This window comes from Sphaerimonospora thailandensis (assembly GCF_016863115.1).
GTDB classification, from domain to species: Bacteria; Actinomycetota; Actinomycetes; order Streptosporangiales; family Streptosporangiaceae; genus Sphaerimonospora; species Sphaerimonospora cavernae.
Genome location: NZ_BOOG01000012.1, coordinates 134,695 through 146,660, shown reverse-complemented (window position 1 = coordinate 146,660; position 11,966 = coordinate 134,695). Strand labels below are relative to the sequence as shown.

The following is an 11,966-nucleotide window of genomic DNA, read 5'->3' as shown; positions in this document are numbered from 1 at the left end:
GTCTATCGCCCCGAGTGCCGCATTACCTGCATAGATGCAGCCCTGACATGACGATTGAGCGCAGATGAGATTTTTTAGGGATTTGGTTTTAGTCTGGCTTACATGTTGGATTTGAATCGGCTGAAGGCGTTGCACGCGGTCTCGGTGTACGGGTCGGTGGGCGCGGCGGCCGAGGCGCTGATGGTCACCCCGTCGGCCATCTCCCAGCAGATCGCCAAGCTCGAACGCGAGACCGGCAGCGTGCTCGTCGAGCGCAGTGGACGCGGGGTGCGGCTGACCGACGCGGCCGGCCTGCTGGCCGATCACGCGCAGCGCATCCTCGCCCTGGTGGAGACCGCTGAGGCCGATTTCGAGGCGCTGCGGGGCACGGTCGTCGGCAAGCTGACGATGGCCGCCTTCCCGACGGGAGCCCGGGGCATCCTGCCCGGTGCGCTGTCCACACTGAAGGAGCGTCATCCCGATCTCGACCTGCTCGTCTACGAGCGCGAGCCGGAGCGGCAGATCCGCGAGGTCTCCCGGGGCGAGATCGATCTCGCCGTGGTGCAGGACTGGCTCAACCGTCCGATGGCGCTGCCCGACGGTCTGTCGCGTGCGACGCTGCTCGACGACGTCGCCGACGTCGTGGTGCCGATCGGCCACCCGCTGGCCGGTTCGGGCGCGGTGCGGATCGCCGAGTTGGCCGGGGACGACTGGATCAGCTCGTCGCCGGGCACGGTCTGCCACGACTTCCTGACGTTCCTGCTCCGGTCGGCCGAGAGGGAGCCCCACATCGTCTGCATGGCCGACGAGTACCCGACCCAGCTCGCGTTCGTCGCAGGCGGCCACGGTTGCGCGCTGATCCCCCGACTGGGGCGCGGGCCGCTGCCGCCGGGCGTCGCCGTACTGGAGATCGAGCCGTCGCCCATGCGGCAGATCTACGCCATCTGGCGGACCGACGCGGCCCGTCGACCCGCCATCCGCGCGGCCGTCGAAGCCCTCCGGCATGCGTGCGCTGTAGGCTGTCGGGACCATGAGTGAGATGACCGTCGTCCACCTCCTGCGCCATGGTGAGGTCGACAATCCCACCGGTGTGCTGTACGGCAGGCTGCCCGGTTACCACCTGTCCGGACTCGGGCGGCGGATGGCGGAGACGGTCGCCAAGGCGGTCGCCGGCCGGGACATCGTCGCCGTCCTGAGCTCTCCGATGGAGCGCGCCCAGGAGACGGCCGCGCCGTCCGCCCGAATGCTGGGGCTGGAGATCGGACTCGACGACCGGCTGACCGAGGCGGCCAACGTCTTCGAGGGCCTGCGCGTCGGCGGCGGTGGGCCGCTCTTCCGCGATCCCCGCCGCTACCGGCACTTCATGAACCCCTTCCGCCCATCCTGGGGCGAGCCGTACGTCGAGGTCGTGGCGCGGATGAAGTCGGTCATCGACGACGCTCGCGGGCAGGCGCGCGGTCACGAGGCGCTGCTCGTCAGCCACCAACTGCCCATCTGGGTCACCCGACTCGCGGCGGAGGGCCGACGGCTCTGGCACGACCCGCGCCGCAGGCAGTGCGAGCTGGCGAGCCTCACCAGCTTCACGTTCGAGGGCGACCGTCTGGTCAGCGTCGGCTACAGCGAGCCCGCGGGAGCACTGGTGAGAGGTACGCCGCCGCAGGGCGAGGCCGCGATGTTCGAGGAGACCGGCTGAGGACCGGCTCTCCGGCGGGGCCACCGGACTGGGCCACCGGACTGGGGCACCGGACCGGGCACGGCAGTCGATCGGTAGGCTGGAAGCTCTACCGATCGTAGTGCAGGGAGATCCTCTTTCCGTGTCCGCCAAGAGGTCCGCCGGAAGGCCCGCCGAAAGGCCCGCTGGAAGGCCCGTCAAGAGCCTGGCCGCGATCGCGGCGCTGGCCGTGACCGCCGTCACGGCCCTGGCGGGCTGCGCGGGCAACCAGGCCGCCCAACCGAAATCCGGCGACACACGGTTCATCGCCGGCGACGGGCGGGTCGAGTTCTTCGATGCCGCGCAGCGCCACGCGGCCCCGGCGATCGAGGGGCCCACGCTGGACGGCGGCACGGCGAAGCTGCAGCCGGGCAAGATCTACGTGCTGAACTTCTGGGCGTCCTGGTGCGCCCCCTGCCGGGCCGAGGGACCGGTGCTCAAGGACATCGCGGCCGTGACGAAGCCCAGGGGAGTGGAGTTCGTCGGGGTCAACTTCAAGGACCTCGAGGCCTCCGCCCAGGCGTTCGAGCGCAGCGTGCAGCCCGGCTACCCGAGCATCTTCGACAAGACCGGCAAGGTGCTGCTGGCCTTCCAGGGCACCGTGCCCCCGGCCGCGATCCCCTCGACTCTGATCATCGACGCTAAGGGCCGCATCGCCGCCCGCGCCCTCGGCAAGGTCAAGTACGACGACCTGTTGGCCGCCGTCACCAGGGTGGCCGACGAAGGCGGCCGGTGACCGATGGGTGATCTCGGCACGGCGGTCGCGTCCGGCTCGCTGCTGGTGGCCGTCCCGATCGCGGTGATCGCCGGCCTGGTGTCGTTCGTCTCCCCGTGCGTGCTGCCGCTGGTCCCCGGCTACCTGTCGTACGTCACGGGTATGACCGGGGACCCCAGGCGGGGGCGGATGGTGCTGGGCAGCGCGCTGTTCGTGCTCGGCTTCGCGGCCGTTTTCGTGCTCGGCGGCGCGCTCTTCGGCGGCCTCGGGGGCATGCTGCTGGGCAACGCCGAGGTCATCACGCGCGTGCTCGGCGCGGTCACGATCGTCCTCGGACTGGCGTTCCTCGGGCTCATCCCGGGTCTGCAGCGGGACGTGCGGATCCACCGGCTCCCGGCCGCCGGGCTCGCCGGGGCGCCGCTGCTCGGGATCGTCTTCGGACTCGGCTGGACGCCCTGCATCGGGCCGACGCTGGCCGTGGTCCTCACGCTCTCGGTCGATCAGGGCAGCGCCGTACGCGGGGCCGTGCTCGCCTTCGCGTACGCGCTGGGTCTCGGCCTGCCGTTCGTGCTGGCCGGGCTCGCCTACCGGAAGGCGTTGCACGCGTTCAAGGCGGTGCGCCGTCACACGCCGCTCATCACTCGCATCGGGGGTGCCATGCTCGTCGCAGTGGGCGTGCTGCTCGTGACCGGTCTGTGGGGCGACATGATCATCCGCCTGCAGGGCTGGGTGACCGGATTCGAGCCGGTGATCTGATGATGGCGCAGCGCGACAACATGCCCAGCGACACCGAAGCGACGAAGCCTGCCGTAGAGCAGTCGGTCGAGGAGCAGCCGGTCGAACAGGCCGCGGCGGAGTCCAGGCGGCCGGCCGGGTTGGGGGTGGTCGGCTGGCTCCGCTGGGGCTGGCGGACGCTCACCTCGATGCGGACCGCGCTGATCCTGCTGTTCCTGTTCGCGCTCGCGTCGATCCCCGGGTCGATCTACCCACAGCGCGGCGTCGATCCCGGCCAGGTCGCGCGGTATTTCCAGGACAGTCCGACCGCGGCGAAATGGCTCGACCGGTTCTGGATGTTCGACGTGTTCAGCGCGCCCTGGTTCGCCGCGATCTACCTGCTGCTGTTCGTCTCACTGGCCGGGTGCGTGCTGCCCCGCGCCCTGCTCCACGTCAAGGAGATCCGCCGCAAACCCCCGGCCGCCCCGCGCAACCTGCTGCGCCTGCCGCACGGTGAGGCATTCGAGGGCGACCTGACTGCCGAGGAGGCGGCGAAACGGCTGCGCCGCAGGCGGTTCCGGGTCGTCACCGGGCACGACGCGGTCACTGGGTCCGACTGGGTGGCGGCGGAGAAGGGCTACCTGCGCGAGACCGGCAACCTGCTCTTCCACGTCGCGCTGCTCGCGATTCTGTTCGCGGTCGGCGCCGGCGCACTGTACGGCTACCGCGGCAACGTGCTCGTGGTCGAAGGTGACGGCTTCGCCAACGCGGTGGCGGCCTACGACCGGTTCATGCCGGGGCAGCAGGTGTCGGCCGAGTCGCTGCAGCCGTTCTCGTTCACGCTGAAGGACTTCGAGGCCACGTATGTGGCGGCCGGGGCCAAACAGGGCCAGCCGCTCGACTACAGCGCGAAGCTCTCGGTCCAGGAATCCCCGACATCGACACCGCGGGACTTCGACCTCAAGGTCAACGAGCCGCTGGACGTCGACGGCACGCTGACCTACCTCATCGGCCACGGTTACGCTCCGACGTTCAAAGTGACCGACGGCAAGGGCCAGGTGGCCTACGAGGGACCGGTGCCGTGTCTCGCCGCCGACCAGGCCACCTACACGTCCGAATGCGTCATCAAGGCCCCGGACGCCCAGCCGCTGCAGCTCGGCTTCCTGGGCCGCTTCCTGCCCACCACCGTGCCGAACGGCGACGCGTGGGTCTCGGTGTTCCCCGGCGCGGTCAACCCGACGGTGCAGATCTTCCCGTTCGGGGGAGACCTCGGCATGAGGTCGGGTGTGCCGCAGTCGGTCTACCAGCTCGACACCGACGGGCTGAAGCCGCTCGGCAAGATGTCCGCCCAGCCCAAGCCGCTGGCCGTCGGCGACACCCTCGAACTGGCCGACGGCACCGGGAAGATCCAGTTCACCGGCGTCAAGGAGTGGATCAGCCTGCAGACCACCTATGACCCGGGTCGGCTGCCCGCGCTGCTGGCCGCGTCCGCCGCCGTGCTCGGGCTGGTGCTGTCCCTGACCATCCGCCGTCGGCGCGTCTGGGTGCGGGTGCGGGACGGGAAGGTCACGGTGGGAGGATTGACCCGCACCGAAGGCAGTGGTGCGGCCTTCTCCGCGGAGTTCGCCGAGATCGTCACCATGCTTCGCGAGGAGTAGTGAATATGCCAACGCAGGTGAACCAGGGACTGGCCACGCTGAGCGACCAGCTGATTTTGGTCACCGTCCTGCTCTATCTGGTCGCCATGATCGGTTTCGCGCTGGAACTCGCCTTCGGCAGGGCCCGTACGGCGGCCGCCGCCGTCGCCACCCGGCGTGAGCTGGTCGGCGCTCGTGCCGGCGGCGGTGGTGGTGACGTCGGTGGTGGTGACGTCGGTGTCGACGAGGCGTCGGCCGATGCGGCAGGCGACACGGCCGGGGGCGGGAGCCGTACCGAGCCTGAGCCGGCTGCTTGGGCCGTGCGGGCGGGCGGCGTGGCCGTCGTCCTCACCTGGATCGCGTGGGCGGGCCACCTCGTCGGCATCCTCGCCCGCGGTCTCGCCGCCGATCGGTGGCCGTGGGGCAACATGTACGAGTTCGTGGTGGCGCTGTGTTTCGCCGCCGTCACGACGTTTCTCGTGGTGCTGATGCGGCGGCCGATCCGCTTCCTCGGCGCGTTCGTGACCGTCACCGCGGCACTCGGGCTCGGCTTCGCCGTCCTCTTCCTGCACGTCCAGGCCGGGCCGGTGATGCCCGCGCTGCACTCGTACTGGATCGCGATCCATGTCAGCGCAGCCATCGCCGCGAGCGGGCTGTTCACCTTGGCCGGCGTCTGCGCGATCCTCTACCTGATCCGCCACGACGGGCGGCCGTCCGTCCTGCCCGCCCGGGCCGACCTCGAGCGCATCGCGCACAGCGCGATCGTGATCGCCTTCCCCATCTGGACGTTCGCCGTCATCGCCGGGGCGCTGTGGGCAGACCGGGCATGGGGCCGCTACTGGGGCTGGGATCCCAAGGAGGTGTGGTCCTTCATCACCTGGATCGTGTACGCCGCCTACCTCCACGCCCGGGCGACGGCCGGATGGCGCGGCAGGGCCGCCATCATCGTGTCGCTCGTCGCGTTCGCGTGTCTGCTGTTCAACCTGATCGGGGTGAACGTCTTCCTTTCCGGCCTCCACTCGTACGCCGACGTGCCCCGTTAGAGACATTCGCTTCCGCATGGGCGATTCTGGGTAGGGAAGAAGGGACAGGAGCGAAGTCGGGGGAGTTCCTGTGGCCGATCAACCTACGTGTGACGCTGAGGGCGCGGTCGTCCTGGCCGACCTGCTGCGCGCGCATCCGCTGGTGCCCATGGAGCGGATGGCGGCCCTGGCGGCAGAGCAGGCCGCGCGTCTGGGCTTCTCCGAGTTGATGATCTATGTGGCGGATCTGCGACATCTGTCCTTCCTGCCGCTGCCCGGCCAGCGCGACGCGCACGGTGAGCTGCTGGACCCGATCCCTGTCGACACGACGCTGGCAGGCCGCGCCTTCCGTAATGTGGAGATCGTCCAGGCCGATCCCGCCCGTGTCGCCGCGCAGCCGCCGCAGGCCGGAGTCGGCGGTCCGGTGCGCCTGTGGGCCCCGCTGGTGGACGGAGTCGAACGCATCGGGGTGCTCGGGGTGACCGCGCCCGTGGCCGACGAGGTCACCGAGCGCCGGGTCACCGACCTGGCCTTGTTGATCGCGCTGGTGGTGGCGGGCAAGCGGCACGCCAGTGACTCGTACAAGCAGTTGGTGCGCGGTCATTCCATGCGCGTGGGCGCCGAGCTGCTGTGGACCCTCATGCCGGCCAGGACCTTCGCCACCGACGTGGTCGCGGTCAGCGCCGGACTGGAGCCGGCCTACGCCGTCGGCGGGGATGCCTTCGACTACGCCCTCGCCGGCCACACCCTGCACTTGGCGATCTTCGATGCCATCGGGCATGACACCTCCGCCGGGTTGACCAGTGCCATCGCGCTGGGGTCCCATCGCAACAACCGACGTCAGGGCATCGAACTGCTCGCGGCCAGCGACGCGATCGACGACGCGATCGCCGATCAGTTCTCGACCTCCCGGTACGCCACCGGCATCCTGGCCGATCTGAACATCCGCAACGGCAGCCTGACCTGGGTGAACCGCGGGCATCCCCCGCCGCTGCTGCTGCGGAAGAGTCGGGTGGCCGGTGTGCTGGACAGCCCGCCGGATCCGCCGATGGGCTTCAGCCTGGGCCCGGCCGCCGGGCTCGCCCGCCGTCGGCTCGAGCCCGGCGACCGGCTGCTGCTGTACACCGACGGCATGACCGAGGCGAGATCTCCCACCGGGGAGCGGTTCGGCCTGGAGCGATTCACCGATCTGGTCCTGCGCGGCGAAGCCGACGGGCTGGCGGGGCCGGAGATCGTGCGGCGAGTGATCCACGCGGTCATGGACCACCAGTTGGGTGGTCTCCAGGACGACGCCACCATGATGCTGGTCGAGTGGCGTCCGCCGGGGAGTTGACGCAGGTGGGCGGGGAAGACGTGCCCGCGTGCGGATGCGCCGACGAGCGGATCCTGGGCAATCTGGTGCGCTTACACCATTTGACCCCGCTCAGGGATCTGGCCCGGGTGGTCGCCGAGCATGTCCGGCCGATCGGCTTCACCGAGGTCATGATCTATGTGACCGACCTGCAGGGGCGGTATCTCATGCCGCTGCCCGGCCAGCGGGACGCGTCGGGAGAACCGCTCAAGCGCATCCCCATCGACACCACCCTCGCCGGGCGTGCCTACCGCAACTTGGAGATCGTCCAGGTCCGTCCCGTCACCGACTCCGACGCCGACCGCGCCGACCGCGCCGAGCCGGTGGCGAGCGGCGACGCCCGCCGTCTGTGGGTACCGCTGCTCGACAGCACCGAACGGGTCGGCGTGCTCGGGGTGACCGTGCCCCGGGTCGACGAGACCGCCCAGCGGCGGGTGGTCGAGCTGGGCTCGCTGGTCGCCCTGATGGTGATGAGCAAGCGTGACCCGAGCGACGCCTACAAGCGGCTGGTGCGCACAGACGACATGCACCTGTCCGCCGAGGTGTTGTGGACCCTGATGCCGGTCAGGACCTTCGCCACCGACACGTTCACGGTCAGCGCGGAGTTGGAGCCGGCCTACCTCGTGGGCGGAGACGCCTTCGACTACGGCCTCGACTACGACGTCCTGCATATGGCGATCTTCGATGCCATGGGGCACGACACCTCGGCGGGGCTGACCGCCACCATCGCGCTGGGGTCGTACCGCAACAACCGCCGCAGGGACATCGGCCTGCTCGCGGTCAGCGACGCGATCGACGAGGCCATCTCCGACCAGTTCGCCGGGTCTCGGTTCGCCACCGGCATCCTGGCCGACCTGAGCCTGCGCACCGGCTGGTTGACCTGGGTGAACCGAGGGCATCTCCCTCCGCTGGTCCTGCGGCACGGACGGGTCGCCGCTGTTCTGGACAGCCCGCCCGACCTGCCGATGGGCTTCGCCCTCAGCTCCGCGAGCAGGCTTCCCCGATATCAGCTCGAGCCCGGCGACCGGCTGCTGTTCTACACGGACGGCATCACCGAGGCGCGGACCCCCGAGGGGGAGCGATTCGGGCTGGGACGCTTCACCGACTTCATCATCAAGCGGGAGGCCGACGGCATCTCCGCTCCGGAGACCGTGCGCCGGCTGATCCACGCCATCCTGCGACACCAACGCGGCAGCCTTCAGGACGACGCCACCGTGATGCTGGTCGAATGGCGCAGCGGACGGCGGTTCGACCTCACCGTCTGATTCGCCGTACTGATTCTCAGTCTTCCTCGCGGAGGCGGCGTTCCAGGTGGCGGAGGAACTCGGGGTCGTCCTCCGGGCCACGTGGGGCCTGGGCTCTCGCGGTCCCCCGGCCTCCCAGCGGTCCGAAGGTCTCCCTCGGCTCCCGTACGGCCGCGGGCGCGGCAGTGGGACGGCCGAGGATCAGCCAGAACAGGCCGCCCAGGCCCGCGAGGAACACCACGATGAGGACCCACAGCACCTTGGGCAGGTTCCGTACGGCCTGCTCAGGGGTCGTGATCACATCGAACAGGCAGTAGAGCCAGAACGCCAGCAGCGCCAGACCGATAACCACGCTAGGCATGCCCACACGGTAAGCCATGCCACCACCTGAACGTCACGCCGATCCCGAACAGTCGTTCCGGGTGACGAGGCCGGGACGGCATCGTACGGTGGACCGGTACAGAGCGTGCGGAGACGAACGTCAACCAGTAAGTGGGGTCTGATGGCGGAGCCGGCCGACAGAGGCCGCCACCGGCGAGGGACGCGGTGGTGGCAGCGCGGGCTGTACATGTCGTCGCGACGCAGGCTGGACGTCCCGGAGCGCTCACGTGAGCGCGAACGGACCGGGGAACGGACTACGGAACGGGCGCCGGAGCGGCCAACAGAATGGCCGACCGAGTGGCCGGGTGAATGGTCACCGGAACGCTCGGTGGAGCGGGTGCACGCGGTGACCGCCCCGGTGGTGGACGACCGGCCGCAGTACACGTGGCACGACTTCGAACTCGACGACCAGCCCCTGCGAGCCCGGCCGCATCCGCCGGACGTTCCCGACCTGGGAGACGGCCGCCGGCACTGCGGGCCGCTGGAGCGCATCCTCTACCGGCAGTGGGACGCGGCGGAGGGGCCTCCCCCGGCGGATGCCGTACGTGCCGTCGACAGCCTGGCGCGGCTGCCCGAGCAACTCAAGGCCAAGCTGGCCATCGGGCTGGACGGGATCTACGTCGGCCGCGGCGGCGTGCCCGACCTGGACGACATGGGCTACCTGCGCGGGGCGCCGCTGCCGTCGGGGCGGGCGACCTGGGATGTCTGCGCCGGCGCGTACGGCGACCGCAAGATCGTGGTGGGGGACCGGCCGTCGCCGACGCCTGACGTGATGATGCACGAGGTCGGGCACGCACTGGACGACGTGGACGCGGGCCCGGGGGAGTGGGTGTCCGACTCTCCCGAGTTCGCCGCCCTCTACGAGGAGTGCCTGCCGCTGCTCGCGTCGTCGTTCCACCGGCAGCCCGGCGGCCTCGGGCGCAAGGAGTTCTTCGCCGACGCGTTCGCGGCGATCGCGTCCCGGCAGCGCCCGGCCCTGGTGGACATGCTCGGCGGCGACACGCGGACGGCACTGGGCGTCATGCTGTTCTTCAACCGGCGTTACGGAATCTAGGGACGGTGAGTTCGGATGTATGTGATCCGGCTCGATGACGGCACACTCCGCGTGCCTCAATCGCTGACCAGCGATGACGGCCGTCTGATCGGCAACGCGTACGTGGAGATCGTCCCGGGCGAACCCGATTACGAACGCTGGGCGGCCGAGTCGGTCACCGAGGAGGAGGCGGAGCGGCGGCGCAGCCGCTGGCTGGCCGAGAACGACGAACTCGAGCGGGAGTTCCTGGCCTTCAAGGCCGAGCAGGACTGAACGAGCAGGTTCGGCCGGCACAAGAGCAGGACGATGCCGGTCGGGGCAGTCTGACCTGGTGACCCTGCGCCTTCCGGGTGTTGCGCAGGATCACCTGATGCTGCTACCTACCTGTGTCAGACTCGCGGTGAGTCGCCGTTCGGCCGGTCAGCCGTCAGGACGTCCTCGCCGCGAAGGAGGGCGTGCACTTCCGATTCACGAAAGCGCCGGTGCCCTCCGGGGGTACGGATACTGCTGATGCGCCCGGCCGCGGCCCAACGGGTCACGGTCTTCGGGTCGACCCTGAAGAGGGCGGCAACCTCTCCAGGAGTCAGCAGTCGCTCGCTGCTACTCTCCACAATCTCTCCCCCTCGCGTCCCGCGTCCTGCAGCGGGCGGACAGGTTAACCAGTGTGCCGAGCGAAGCCTGATTTATCCGTGGTTTTCGCCGAAGATCACGGGTTGTTACCGGCTCAGTGCCCGATTGTTATATGATAGAGCATCTTTGGGGCGCTCATGGGTGTTTCTTTACAAAAGCGCCTTGATGTGAACCCTAGCAGCGCTCGCACCGGATGCGAAGAGAGTCAGCCGTGCCGACAGGGTGACGTAACCTCGACGCTGTGCGTCCGGTTCTCGTTTACACCCTTTCACGGCTCGGCCTGTTCGCCGTCGCCGTCGGCGTCCTGTATCTCGTCGGCATGCGCAGCCTCCTACTGCTCGCCGCGGCCTTCCTGGTGAGCGGGCTGGCCAGCTATGTGCTGCTGTCCAAGCAGCGCGACGCGGTCAGTCAGCGGATCACCGGGAATCGCCGGAGGGCGAGAGAGGACTAGGAGGCCGGGAACGGGTCGACTCGGGCATGGTACTCATGCACGAGTCTCTGTCGTGTGGCTTCCCACCAATTGCCCCTCTTTGCGGTCAGGAACGTCTTTACCCCGAGGGCTGCCGTGGCCGGTGCGGTGACCAGTACGTTTCTCGCGCACATTCCCCAAGTTCTAGCAGACTGAGCGTAATCGAAGAACTACGTTCCGCTCATCGGGTGCCGGTGGCCGGACGGCGGCGGCCGCGTGGACCGGGGCGTACACCTAGGCTTGCGTCCATGACGCGCGCATCGCTGGACAAGCAGCCGCATGAGGTCGCCGCGATGTTCGATCGCACGGCCCGGCGGTATGACCTGGTCAACGACGTCCTCTCCCTCGGAATGGACCGGTCGTGGCGGAAGGCCGCCGCCACGGCGGTCGACGCGGGCCCCGGCGAGCTCGTCCTCGATCTCGCCGCCGGCACCGGCACCTCGACCGACGCGTTCACCACGCTCGGCGCGCGGGCCATCGCGTGCGACTTCTCGCTCGGCATGCTGCGTACCGGCGTCATGCGACGCGGCGGCTCAGGGCTGTACGGCGGCGGCGTACGCGGCGTGACCTTCGTCGCGGGGGACGCCCTGCGGCTACCGTTCGCCGATCAGGTTTTCGACGCGGTGACGATCTCGTTCGGGCTGCGGAACGTGGCGCATACCGGGCAGGCTCTGGGTGAAATGCTGCGGGTGACCAAACCGGGTGGGCGGTTGGTGATCTGTGAGTTCTCCACACCGGTCGTAAAGCCCTTTGACCTGGTCTATCATCAGTATTTGATGAAGTTGCTGCCTCCGGTGGCCCGGTTGGTCAGCTCGAATCCGGACTCCTATGAATACCTTGCGGAGTCGATCCGGGAGTGGCCCGACCAGGCCGCGTTGGCCGAGATTATTCGGGAAGCGGGCTGGGAGAAGATCGCCTGGCGCAATCTGACCCTCGGCATCGTGGCGCTCCACAGAGCGGTGCGGCCACCCGTCTGACACCTGACCGATCGATAGGAGCTAGACTGCGGCGCGACAGTTTGTGAAGTTGTTCACAAAAGCACGAAGGGCCCCCGAGGCCTCCTTCCTGACAGGACAGGTC

General features: G+C 69.2%; 14 protein-coding genes. 12 read left to right on the top strand and 2 right to left on the bottom strand.

The annotated features are described in order from the left end of the window. The first annotated feature begins 102 nt into the window (after positions 1–102). The 8 genes from Mth01_RS06880 (at position 103) to Mth01_RS06845 (ending at position 8,394) form a co-directional block, all read left to right on the top strand. Entirely contained in the window at positions 103–1,017 is a 915-nt protein-coding gene (locus tag Mth01_RS06880) for a LysR family transcriptional regulator (protein WP_204013178.1), read from the top strand. Beyond that, complete coding sequence (locus Mth01_RS06875) at positions 1,010–1,672, top strand: histidine phosphatase family protein (RefSeq protein WP_204013174.1); 663 nt, start codon at positions 1,010–1,012, stop codon at positions 1,670–1,672. The genes Mth01_RS06880 and Mth01_RS06875 overlap by 8 nt, the downstream gene beginning before the upstream one ends. 121 nt (positions 1,673–1,793) lie before the next feature. Continuing rightward, the gene (locus tag Mth01_RS06870) at positions 1,794–2,426 is read left to right on the top strand and encodes a TlpA family protein disulfide reductase (RefSeq protein ID WP_239089428.1); all 633 of its coding nucleotides are present in this window, start codon (positions 1,794–1,796) and stop codon (positions 2,424–2,426) included. Between the two features lie 3 nt (positions 2,427–2,429). Next, a complete protein-coding gene (locus Mth01_RS06865; protein ID WP_204013171.1) occupies positions 2,430–3,161 on the top strand; it encodes a cytochrome c biogenesis CcdA family protein in 732 nt (243 codons plus the stop codon). Next, positions 3,161–4,777: a cytochrome c biogenesis protein ResB gene (resB, locus tag Mth01_RS06860; protein WP_239089427.1), complete on the top strand. Its 1,617-nt coding sequence runs from the start codon at positions 3,161–3,163 to the stop codon at positions 4,775–4,777. The genes Mth01_RS06865 and resB overlap by 1 nt, the downstream gene beginning before the upstream one ends. A 5-nt stretch (positions 4,778–4,782) precedes the next feature. Further along, complete coding sequence (ccsB, locus tag Mth01_RS06855; protein WP_204013168.1) at positions 4,783–5,799, top strand: c-type cytochrome biogenesis protein CcsB; 1,017 nt, start codon at positions 4,783–4,785, stop codon at positions 5,797–5,799. A gap of 70 nt (positions 5,800–5,869) precedes the next feature. Continuing rightward, on the top strand, positions 5,870–7,111 hold the full coding sequence (locus tag Mth01_RS06850) for a PP2C family protein-serine/threonine phosphatase (protein WP_204013165.1): 1,242 nt from the start codon (positions 5,870–5,872) through the stop codon (positions 7,109–7,111). Further along, entirely contained in the window at positions 7,090–8,394 is a 1,305-nt protein-coding gene (locus Mth01_RS06845) for a PP2C family protein-serine/threonine phosphatase (protein WP_239089426.1), read from the top strand. Before Mth01_RS06850 ends, Mth01_RS06845 begins: the two co-directional genes overlap by 22 nt. Before the next feature lie 16 nt (positions 8,395–8,410). Here Mth01_RS06845 and Mth01_RS06840 read toward each other — a convergent pair whose 3' ends face one another. Further along, positions 8,411–8,734: a PLD nuclease N-terminal domain-containing protein gene (locus tag Mth01_RS06840; RefSeq protein ID WP_204013162.1), complete on the bottom strand. Its 324-nt coding sequence runs from the start codon at positions 8,732–8,734 to the stop codon at positions 8,411–8,413. Between the two features lie 141 nt (positions 8,735–8,875). Between Mth01_RS06840 and Mth01_RS06835 the strand changes: the two genes are divergently transcribed. Continuing rightward, positions 8,876–9,808, top strand: a complete 933-nt coding sequence (locus Mth01_RS06835) for a hypothetical protein (protein WP_204013159.1) — start codon at positions 8,876–8,878, stop codon at positions 9,806–9,808. Positions 9,809–9,859: 51 nt separating this feature from the next. After that, on the top strand, positions 9,860–10,060 hold the full coding sequence (locus Mth01_RS06830; RefSeq protein ID WP_308440771.1) for a hypothetical protein: 201 nt from the start codon (positions 9,860–9,862) through the stop codon (positions 10,058–10,060). A gap of 116 nt (positions 10,061–10,176) precedes the next feature. Here the strand turns inward: Mth01_RS06830 and Mth01_RS06825 are convergent, their stop codons facing one another. After that, a complete protein-coding gene (locus Mth01_RS06825) occupies positions 10,177–10,398 on the bottom strand; it encodes a BldC family transcriptional regulator (RefSeq protein ID WP_036325312.1) in 222 nt (73 codons plus the stop codon). 260 nt (positions 10,399–10,658) lie between these two features. Between Mth01_RS06825 and Mth01_RS06820 the strand changes: the two genes are divergently transcribed. Together Mth01_RS06820 and Mth01_RS06815 are read left to right on the top strand one after the other, a co-directional pair. Then, a complete protein-coding gene (locus Mth01_RS06820; RefSeq protein ID WP_204013152.1) occupies positions 10,659–10,868 on the top strand; it encodes a DUF4229 domain-containing protein in 210 nt (69 codons plus the stop codon). Positions 10,869–11,134: 266 nt separating this feature from the next. Further along, on the top strand, positions 11,135–11,863 hold the full coding sequence (locus tag Mth01_RS06815; RefSeq protein WP_204013149.1) for a demethylmenaquinone methyltransferase: 729 nt from the start codon (positions 11,135–11,137) through the stop codon (positions 11,861–11,863). The last annotated feature ends 103 nt before the right edge of the window (positions 11,864–11,966 follow it).

Coding starts and splice junctions, on each gene's coding strand:
- Mth01_RS06865 (WP_204013171.1), top strand. CDS start 2,430: ATGGGTGATCTCGGCACGGCGGTCGCGTCCGGCTCGCTGCTGGTGGCC.
- Mth01_RS06880 (WP_204013178.1), top strand. CDS start 103: ATGTTGGATTTGAATCGGCTGAAGGCGTTGCACGCGGTCTCGGTGTAC.
- Mth01_RS06815 (WP_204013149.1), top strand. CDS start 11,135: ATGACGCGCGCATCGCTGGACAAGCAGCCGCATGAGGTCGCCGCGATG.
- Mth01_RS06835 (WP_204013159.1), top strand. CDS start 8,876: ATGGCGGAGCCGGCCGACAGAGGCCGCCACCGGCGAGGGACGCGGTGG.
- Mth01_RS06840 (WP_204013162.1), bottom strand. CDS start 8,734: ATGCCTAGCGTGGTTATCGGTCTGGCGCTGCTGGCGTTCTGGCTCTAC.
- resB (WP_239089427.1), top strand. CDS start 3,161: ATGATGGCGCAGCGCGACAACATGCCCAGCGACACCGAAGCGACGAAG.
- Mth01_RS06875 (WP_204013174.1), top strand. CDS start 1,010: ATGAGTGAGATGACCGTCGTCCACCTCCTGCGCCATGGTGAGGTCGAC.
- ccsB (WP_204013168.1), top strand. CDS start 4,783: ATGCCAACGCAGGTGAACCAGGGACTGGCCACGCTGAGCGACCAGCTG.